General features: G+C 49.2%; 8 protein-coding genes and 1 pseudogene. 2 read left to right on the top strand and 7 right to left on the bottom strand.

The window, feature by feature from the left end; all coding sequences use genetic code 11:
* Positions 1-548 precede the first annotated feature (548 nt).
* The 4 genes from WCC56_RS18635 to WCC56_RS18620 all read right to left on the bottom strand — a co-directional run bounded on the left by WCC56_RS18635 (position 549) and on the right by WCC56_RS18620 (position 6,033).
* Positions 549-1,568 (bottom strand): LacI family DNA-binding transcriptional regulator, encoded by a 1,020-nt coding sequence (locus WCC56_RS18635; protein WP_424693813.1) that lies wholly within the window; start codon positions 1,566-1,568, stop codon positions 549-551.
* Between the two features lie 30 nt (positions 1,569-1,598).
* Positions 1,599-3,008, bottom strand: coding sequence for a sucrose-6-phosphate hydrolase (locus WCC56_RS18630; RefSeq protein WP_424693812.1), 1,410 nt, complete (start codon positions 3,006-3,008; stop codon positions 1,599-1,601).
* Complete coding sequence (locus tag WCC56_RS18625) at positions 3,008-4,378, bottom strand: sucrose-specific PTS transporter subunit IIBC (RefSeq protein WP_424693811.1); 1,371 nt, start codon at positions 4,376-4,378, stop codon at positions 3,008-3,010. Before WCC56_RS18625 ends, WCC56_RS18630 begins: the two co-directional genes overlap by 1 nt.
* A 74-nt stretch (positions 4,379-4,452) precedes the next feature.
* Positions 4,453-6,033: a carbohydrate porin gene (locus WCC56_RS18620; protein ID WP_424693810.1), complete on the bottom strand. Its 1,581-nt coding sequence runs from the start codon at positions 6,031-6,033 to the stop codon at positions 4,453-4,455.
* A gap of 246 nt (positions 6,034-6,279) precedes the next feature.
* Between WCC56_RS18620 and WCC56_RS18615 the strand changes: the two genes are divergently transcribed.
* Positions 6,280-7,224: an aminoimidazole riboside kinase gene (locus tag WCC56_RS18615; RefSeq protein ID WP_424693809.1), complete on the top strand. Its 945-nt coding sequence runs from the start codon at positions 6,280-6,282 to the stop codon at positions 7,222-7,224.
* A gap of 83 nt (positions 7,225-7,307) precedes the next feature.
* Here WCC56_RS18615 and WCC56_RS18610 read toward each other — a convergent pair whose 3' ends face one another.
* Entirely contained in the window at positions 7,308-7,475 is a 168-nt protein-coding gene (locus tag WCC56_RS18610; RefSeq protein WP_424693814.1) for a MipA/OmpV family protein, read from the bottom strand.
* Between the two features lie 76 nt (positions 7,476-7,551).
* Between WCC56_RS18610 and WCC56_RS18605 the strand changes: the two are divergent.
* Positions 7,552-7,966, top strand: a pseudogene (locus WCC56_RS18605) (transposase); the annotation flags it as partial.
* On the opposite strand, the gene WCC56_RS18600 reads toward WCC56_RS18605, so the two are convergent.
* On the bottom strand, positions 7,952-8,119 hold the full coding sequence (locus WCC56_RS18600) for a hypothetical protein (protein WP_424693808.1): 168 nt from the start codon (positions 8,117-8,119) through the stop codon (positions 7,952-7,954). The pseudogene WCC56_RS18605 and the gene WCC56_RS18600 sit on opposite strands and share 15 nt — an antisense overlap.
* Positions 8,120-8,579: 460 nt before the next feature.
* Positions 8,580-9,092 (bottom strand): tyrosine-type recombinase/integrase (locus WCC56_RS18595; protein ID WP_424693807.1); only part of this gene is annotated, 513 nt, incomplete at its 5' end.

Here is a 9,092-nt window from a genome sequence, read left to right as displayed (position 1 = left end):
TGTCTTTGCTGCTCATGGCTCAGTACTCCCCGTTAGGTGACCGGTATGCGGCCTTGTATACAAGTTCGTAGAGGATCAATGCAGGAGTTATGCCAGATCGGCAAAGTCAGTCAGACGTGAAGGGGCGTGCGGTTTCAGGGATGAAGAAGGGTGATAGTAGTGCGTGCAGCGCACCATTGTGGAGAAAGGGGAGATGGATTGCTAGCAAGTTGGGGGCGCGGGTTGCCGCACTGATTTTAAGAAATATGTCGTCTTACACGTAGCCACGCCAGTCTGATGGCCGCCGGTTGGTGCTACCGGATAGGTATTTACGGGTAAGGAGGCACGCAGTATCCACACATCACCAAACTTAATCATTGATTGGTGGAGGATTTTTCGACTGATGAAGGTAAAGCCTGAAAGTAAGCACTGAACAATCTGGTAGAATTACTGACGAATGGATCTAAACGGGATGGCAGATGAGTACCACCAGGAACAAACCAATAAATCAGTTGGTTGCTCCTCTGGTGACGAATATCGGGGGTATTTAATAGAGTTACACTCAGTTTTTACTCTGAAAAACCAGCATGTCGCCAGTGTAATGTCGGCGCTAAATAATGTTGTGTCTGTTCAATGGGTTGTTCATTGATAAGATTAATCATTACTTCAAAACAATGTGTTGCGAGTTCTGTACAATCTTGCGCGACAGTATCAATGTTTACCGTGAGTGAATCATAGAGGTAATGATCGTCGAAACTGCATAAATGAATATCACTCTCCAGCAGTTTGTGTTGACTCATATAACGCAATACCCCTTCCATCAAACCACAAGATGCTACAAAAAGTACTTTAGGAGGACGCCCAAGCCGAGCACAAAGATTGGCAAACATTTCGTAACCTGAGCTTGGATGATAATTACCATAAAGGATCCACTCAGGATTTAGGCTAACCCCTGCACGTTCAAGGCCTAGCTGATAGCCTGCAAGACGGTCACGCGTAGGAGAGATCCTCGGCTGACCTCCGAGAAAGTAAAACTCCCCTTGGTGCTTGCCCGCAACTCGTGCGACAAGTTCAGCCGATGATTCGATCGCTTCACACACAACCAGCGGTAATTCTGTTCCCGGCATATGGCGGTCAAAAAGAACAACGGGTAATTGCTGGCTGATTTTTACGTATTCTGCGTCGTTAAGCATACTTGACGCCACGATCAGTCCATCTACCTGACGCTGAATAAGGTTATTCACCACCATCATTTCCTGACTGGTATTCTCATCTGTGCAGGCTATAAGCAACTGCATACCGTTCTCACGACAGAGTGTTTCCAGCTCGTTCGAACAGGCGGCAAAACCGTAGTTAGTCATTTCCGGGACAACCAGACCCAGCGTGAAGCTGCGCGATACATTAAGTGAACGGGCATGAATACTGGGCTGATAATGTTGCTCAGCTGCCACTGCAAGCACACGGTCACGTGTCATATCGGAGATGCGCAACTTCTTACTGTGCCCGTTAAGAACCTGGCTGGCAGTCGACTTTGACACGCCGGCAAGTTCTGCTATGCCACTGATAGTAATACGTTTGGTCTTTTTCACTGCGCCATATTCTGTTGTCCGGAAAGTTTTTTATTCTAACACGCAATCTGCCAACAACCAGTGGCGCAACGTAATCTGATGATGGCTGCAGAAATTTAATCTTGCCGGTAATACAGGGAAATAGCGTGAAGTCATAGCAGCTTCCCCGTCGTTAATGAAAATCTCGATGCTGGAATTGTCGCACATTACCGTTAACTTGCGTAACAGGCCATGCCAGAGACGTTCTTCAGGCAATGCGGTACGCAGATTTTTACGTGTTATACGCAGATATTCACCATCCCATCGCAGGTCCAAATCGCCACCAAAACTCGCGCTGAAGACATGTTCAGTTTCAATTTCCACTTCAGCATGGGTAACATCCCAGACCGGCGCATCGTCCGCAATTCCTCTCCATTCCTGAACATTGCCGCGAAGCTGTTGCAACTCACGGGCAGGGCGCTGAATTAGTTTACCTGCTTCCAGCGTCAGTTCACGTAGACAGGTCATGGTATGGATCCAGCCATTTTCAACGGTTGGCTGATAAAACTCATCGCTGTCTGGGATCCCCATCCACGCAATGAGTAAACGACGGCCATCATCAGTTTTCATGGTTTGCGGCGCATAAAACTCAAACCCCAGATCCAGTTCTGTGAATTCACCATGTGAAAATCTCGCTTTTTCGGTATCCAAATGCCCCACAAAATAGCCCGACTGAAAAGTATTCAGGTAGCGATCTGCTTCAGCCGGCAAACCTTGCGGACAACAAATCAAAATATCGTGATCTTCAATTCTGAATAAATCCGGGCACTCCCACATGTAACCAAATTCGCCCAATCCGTTCAGATTTGACCCGGCAACTTCCCCCAGGAATTTCCAGGTCAATAGATCGGGGGAGCTCAGTAACAGGACTTTCCCCTGCAGGTTGAGATCTTGCGCACCCAGCACCATGAACCAGTGACTGTCTTTTCGCCAGACTTTAGGATCCCTGACGTGCCCGGTATAACCTTCTGGTAAATCCAGAACCGGACCGGTTTTATCGAATTCGCCGCTTGCATTTTCACGTGCCAGGCACTGAAAAGCAGTGCGACCCCCGTCGGCATACTTCACGTTACCGGTGTAAATCAGCGTTAACTGACCGTGGTCTGTTACCGCTGAACCGGAATAACACCCGTGCGATTCGAATGCTTCCGACGGCGTCAGTGCCAGTGGCTCGTGACGCCAGTTCAGTAAGTCAGCAGAACTCCAGTGCCCCCAGAATTTCGCTCCGTGCATGCAGCCCAAAGGGTTCCATTGATAGAACAAATGGTAACGGCCTTTATGTTGAATAAATCCATTGGGATCGTTAAGCAAACCAACTGGAGGTGCAAGATGCCAGCTTGGGCGGTAAGGATCTGCCGCCGCTTTTACCTGCCCCGACACCACACTGCGCAGGGCTTGTTTGAGCAAACTCGTTTCCGTCATTATTCACTCTCCGTTTTGTACTTCAGCAACAGGGACAGCAGGAATGCGCTGCCAAAGGCAATGACTAAGCCAATCAGATAACTCAGGATTGAACTGGCCTGCACGATAGCCAGCCCGGGAATACCTGTCAGCCCGACGGCCGTCATATTGACGTGCATTGCAACAACCCACGCACCACCAAGTGCGCCACCTGCCAGCGCCGCCAGGAAAGGTTTGATGAAACGCAGATTGATACCGAAGATCGCAGCTTCTGTAATCCCCAGCATGGCCGAGAATGCTGATGGAACGGCAATAGCTTTAATTTTTGCATCCCGTGTCTTGAAATATACCGCCAGGCAGGCACCGCCTTGCGCCACGTTAGCCATTGACCAGATCGGCAGCAGGAAATTGACCCCAATATTCGGATTACCCAGTAACCCAGCCTCAATGGCATGGAAGCTGTGGTGAATGCCGGTGATCACAATGACGGAATATAATCCGCCAAATACCAGTCCCGCGACCCAACCGGCATGCGTGATCAGCGTACTCAAAACAAAGGAGATGCCGTCACCCAACGCACGACCGGCGGGGCCGATAATCAGGAAAGCAATGAATCCGGAAATTATCACTGTGAGGAAGGGGGTGAGTATTAAATCCAGGGTATCAGGGATGACTTTGCGCAGTCGTTTTTCAATGAAACTCATAAACCAGACGGCCAGTAAAACCGGGAATACCGTGCCCTGATAGCCGATCATGGCAATTTCAATGCCAAAGAAATTCATCGTATGAAAACCGCTGGCAACGCCCCAGGCATTGGTCAGCGCAGGGTGGGTCAGGATGCCACCCAGGGTGGCGCCAAGGAACGGATTTCCTCCAAATTCGCGCGCAGCAGTGAAACCAATCAGAATCGGCAGAATGATAAATGCTGCCGAGCTGAACATATCAAGCATGATAAAAATCGCGCTTTCAGGATTGGCCCAGCCGTAGGTTTTCACCATGCCAAGCAGCCCCATCAAAAGACCGGAGGCAACAATCGCTGGTATGATCGGTACAAAAATGTTGGATAACACACGGGCAATACGCTGGAACGGGTTCAGTTTTTGCGCCGCGATATCTGCCGCTTCGGACTTGCTGGATTCGCTAATACCCGCCACTTTAATAAACTCGGCATAGACTTTATTCACCAGACCGGTACCAAAAATAATCTGGATCTGGCCCGCATTGCTAAAACATCCTTTGACGCCTTCTACTTTTTCGATGGCACTTTTATTGATCAGACTGTCATCGGCCAGCACCAGACGCAGACGTGTCGCACAGTGTGCCGCACTGGCGATATTATCTTTGCCGCCAAGTAATGGAAGCAACTCCGTCGCAATTGCATTGATATTCATTTTATCCCTTACTGTATTGATATCGACATCGCCCGGCCTGACCGGGCGCTGCCTCGTGAATCACACCCTGTTTTTTAGAACCAGGTTTCCATCTGGATACCAAAATTCCACTGCCCGCCAGCGGTAAAACCATCAGTACCGAACGAATCGCTGGATGAATAGCGGTCGAGATCGTTGCTCCAGTCCATATAGCTGGCGAAGACACGTATTTCAGGCCGGCTCAGCATGTCGCTGATATCGCCCACTTTGAAGGTCGGTGCAAACGTCAGTTTGTAGAACCCGCCTTTCACTTTGTTGTAATTGTTGTAACCCTGCGGATCGAGATCCATGTACTGATAGCTGCCCTCATAAGCCAACTCGAAGTTTTCGGTGATTTGCTGAATAAGGCGGGTATTGAAAGTAATCCATTTGTAATCGTCGCCTGCGATATAGCGGTCTTTACTCTGCTGAGCCAGAACGGCAGGGGCGATGCTCCAGATTTTGCTTAACGGTGTAATACCATAAGTCGCCAAACGCAGTGTGTTGGCGTCATCTGTCAGATGACCGTCTGAACCCAGCGCTTTGACTTCTGCACCCAGGCCGTGACCATAAAGCAGTGCGGTTGTCGATGTCCCTTCGCGCAGGCCGTAGAAGCTGTCGCCGTGGTACGCCAGCATGGTATGGAACCCGGTATCCGCGGCATTCGTGATGCCATAAGCGCCGGTATTTTCGCGATCTTGATTGTTTTTGGCACGCAATCCACTGAGCATCCACTGGAAGGGGCCAGCGTAGTTATTGGCGGTGACAATGTAGTTCTCAATACGCGTATCGTCATTATTGTCGTTGTCGAGATCGTCAAAGTTACGCCCGTAAAGTGAGAAATGACTTTTCAGGTTGTCTCCCCACTTGACGTCATAGATGCCAGCCCCGGTTCCCGCGAGGAAAATGATGTCAGAGTCGAGGAAGTGAATATCGAAATTATCACGATCGAATCGCTTACCGGCCCACAGCGTCGAGCCTTTCCACGGGCCGGTGAATGTCGGCAAAGAGCCTAATTCAACAAACGCCTGACGGATATTCAGATCGCTGGTCGCGGCGGTCCAGTCGTTATAACTACGTTGGCCGTCCGCCAGCATCACTTTGTAACGAGACGTCGCCCCGCTGGCCATGGTTTGGTTGTGTTCCAGATTTAATTCAACGTAAGTGTTGTTTTCGTTGCCCAGACGTCCCACCGCGCCCCCGGTTTGCCCGGCAGGGGTGACGTAAGGGCCACTTTCCGTCGATGTGCCGGAATCATTCATGATCACGCCGGAACGCGCATAACCTGAGAATTTGAATCCTTCAGGAACACTGCTGGTTTGGTTGTTAATGCTGGCTAACGATTCAGTACGTTTAGCCATTGCGGCCGTTTTCTGCTGATTAATTTCAGCGTTCTTCGCCACCTGACGAGTTTGTTGTTCATTGCTGATTGTGCGTGTTTCCAGCGTATTCAGCTGTTTTTCTGCTTCAGTGGCGCGGGCTTCTGCTTTGGCGGCGCGATTCTCAGCAAGTTGCAGTCTTTTCTCCAGAGCATTCAGGCGAGCCTCAATGGCACTCGCCGACGTATCCGCTCCCTGGGCGGCGCCGGAAAGAATTAAACCAATAGCAACAGCAAGATAGCGAGGTTCCATCATCATTTTTATCCCTCAAGGTAAGTTTAATTATTATGGGAAAAACCTTTTTGCTAAACTGGTTTTCCTAAACACAATAATCATCCACCCCTGAGTTTATCAATGAAGTTTTGCTTCTAAATCTGGTAATTGTGATCCTGCTGGCAAATCATCACTAAAGTAGAATAATTCATTTGTTCTTGAATAACTAAACCGGTTCTTCTATTTTGCTAAACCATGGGGCTAATCAGAAATTGAATACAAGGAATGAAAATGAAAAATCGAATTTGGGTGCTGGGCGATGCTGTCGTGGATCTGATCCCGGAGAATGATGGTCGTTTGTTAAAATGTCCGGGTGGTGCGCCTGCTAACGTTGCTGTGGGAGTCAGCCGTCTCGGTGGGGAAAGCGCATTTATAGGACGGGTAGGGGATGATCCGTTTGGAAAATTCCTCCTGCGAATGTTGCGCAATGAAGGTGTAGAAACTGAACATACGCTTTTGGATCCCAGCCACCGCACGTCAACCGTTGTGGTCGAAAACGATGCCGATGGCGAGCGCTCCTTTACCTTTATGGTGCGGCCGGGTGCTGATTTATTCCTCCTGTCTACGGATATTCCGCCTTTCAAGGCAGGGCAATTTTTGCATCTTTGTTCAATAGCTTTATCCGCAGAGCCAAGCCGTTCTTCCGCTATTCTGGCGATGGCCAAGATGAAAGCAGCCGGAGGCGTAGTTAGCTTTGATCCTAATATTCGCCACGATTTATGGCCGGATGAAAATCAGCTACGTGATTGCATTCATCACGCGCTTTCTCTGGCCGATATCATAAAAGTTTCTGAAGACGAGCTGGAATATCTGACGGGTGAATCATTACTTTCTGAGGGGATACTGCGTTTGTGTGAGCGCCACAACCCTGAGCTTTTGCTGGTTACGCAGGGCAAAAAGGGTGTTTCTGTCTATCGGAAAAAAGAGGCATCGCTAATGCAATATCCCGCCCCTGAGGTTAAAGCAGTTGATACGACTGGCGCGGGTGATGCATTTGTTGCAGGATTGCTGGCAGGGCTGGCGCAGCAGCACTGGCCACTGCTTTCAGATCTCGCGTGGGAGCAAACGGTTCGACAGGCACTGGTTTGTGGAGCGCTTGCCACGACAGCTAAAGGGGCAATGACGGCGTTACCTGATAGTGCAACATTAGCTGAATTTAGTTCGCAGTTGCCCTGAATACCGCCAATCCATTCCCTGGAAACACAGAGTTTGGCGAACCTCTGGGGATATCAGATGCCTCTATTGGGTTCTCAACCAGCTTAAAACATATAAAGCACTGCAAAATCGAGGGTTGTTCCACCGTGTTGGTCAACGACAGGGCTTTTGCTCGCACTGTCACCTAACCAGGTGTAATAGGCACTGATGACGCGGCTCCAGTGCCGCGTGAACTGATGGCTCCAGGTCAGGCCGCCATCCACGCCATAAATCCCACCGGCGGTGATCCTACCCGCGAATAGTGGACACAGGACTAAGTGAGTAAACTCTCAACCAGAGGTAGCTCACATGACAAAACCAGTACCAGCCAGCAAGAAAAAGCGCAAACAGCACACCCCCGAATGTCGTCAGGAAGCCTTGAAGCTTGCTGAACGCATTGGCGTACCCGCCGCTGCCCGTGAACTTAACCTGTATGAATCACAACTCTATGCCTGGCGTAAAAAACAGCAACAGGCCCTGACTGACTCTGAACGGGAGCAGCAGCAATCCCTTGAAGTCCCCCGCCTGAAGCGGCAACTGGCGGAACAGGCTTAGGGGCCGGCTATCCTCCTGAAGCCCGCGATATACTTCGCGAAGCGCCTGAAATGAAGTATGTCTTCATCGAAAATCATCGGGCAGAGTTCAGCATTAAAGCCATGTGTCGGGTACTTCGGGTGGCTGGTATGGCTGGTGTCTGCGTCGCCATCAGCTAAACCGGCGTCAGTAGTTCTGCAGGATCGTTGATGCTTTCTTCATTCAGTTTTCTCATCAATCTTTGAGCCGAAGTTCCAATAAAACGCCCCATCTCTTCAAATGAGCGAGGCTTGCTGTCCCTTTCTCTTTCCGGGGAAGCATTACCGATGGAAACATCGAGCATTGACCCGTTTTCCAACCGATACAGCTTAGGAGGTTCCTGTAGAGTAAGGATCGTAGTAACAAAACTATTGGCAAGATCTTGCCATGATGCTGATGGCCTGACAGATTTCATATACAAGCAAATTTATTTAAGGCTGACGAAGCCAGCTTCTTTGTCACGCCGCTCACTCACTCACTCACTCACTCACTCACTTTCTTGTCTAGTCTGTCAAACAGGTTGATATGTTCTGTGTCCTGATAGCAGGTGATGCAGCATGTGGATTACATCACCTGTAATGCCAGAAAACAAAAAGGACTCAGCCAGTTTCCTGTCTAAGTCCTTGTTTTATTTGGTGGCCCCAACTGGACTTGATCCAGTGACCAAGCGATTATGAGAACCATTAATCACCCTTACAAAACAGTAATTTACATAAATATCAGTAAATTATAGAGTCAATATAGGTCAATATGGGGCAGTATTCCTAATCTTGAGCGACACTTTTGCGACACATTTCCAAAGGGTTGAGTTTAACCGCATCTTCAAAATGGTCAGGCGCAAAATGCGCATAACGCATCGTCATTTTTATGTCAGTGTGACCAAGTATCCTTTGTAGAACCAGAATGTTTCCGCCATTCATCATAAAGTGACTGGCAAAAGTATGCCTCAAAACATGCGTCATCTGACCGTCAGGCAAATTCATACCTGCTCTTTTAAGAGCTGAGCGAAAAGCGTAATAGCAGGCTGTAAAAAGCGGCCCATTCTTTTTAGGCAGTTCGTCTGCGAGAGTTAATGAAATGGGAATTGTGCGGTTCTTCTTCCCTTTGGTTTTAACAAAAGTAATCCGCTGCCCTGAAACCTGCGATCTCTTCAGGCCTTCCGCCTCACTCCATCGAGCGCCGGTTGCCAGGCATAACTTGACGATCATCAGCAGGTCTTTCGCTGTACTTGCTCTACATGCTTCTAATAGAAGGTCTATTTGTTCTGCGGTCGGGTA

Source organism: Erwinia sp., from assembly GCF_049696395.1.
In the GTDB taxonomy this organism is placed as follows: domain Bacteria; phylum Pseudomonadota; class Gammaproteobacteria; order Enterobacterales; family Enterobacteriaceae; genus Erwinia.
Note: the sequence above shows the minus strand (reverse complement) of the source record. Positions and strands in the feature narration are given on the sequence as shown.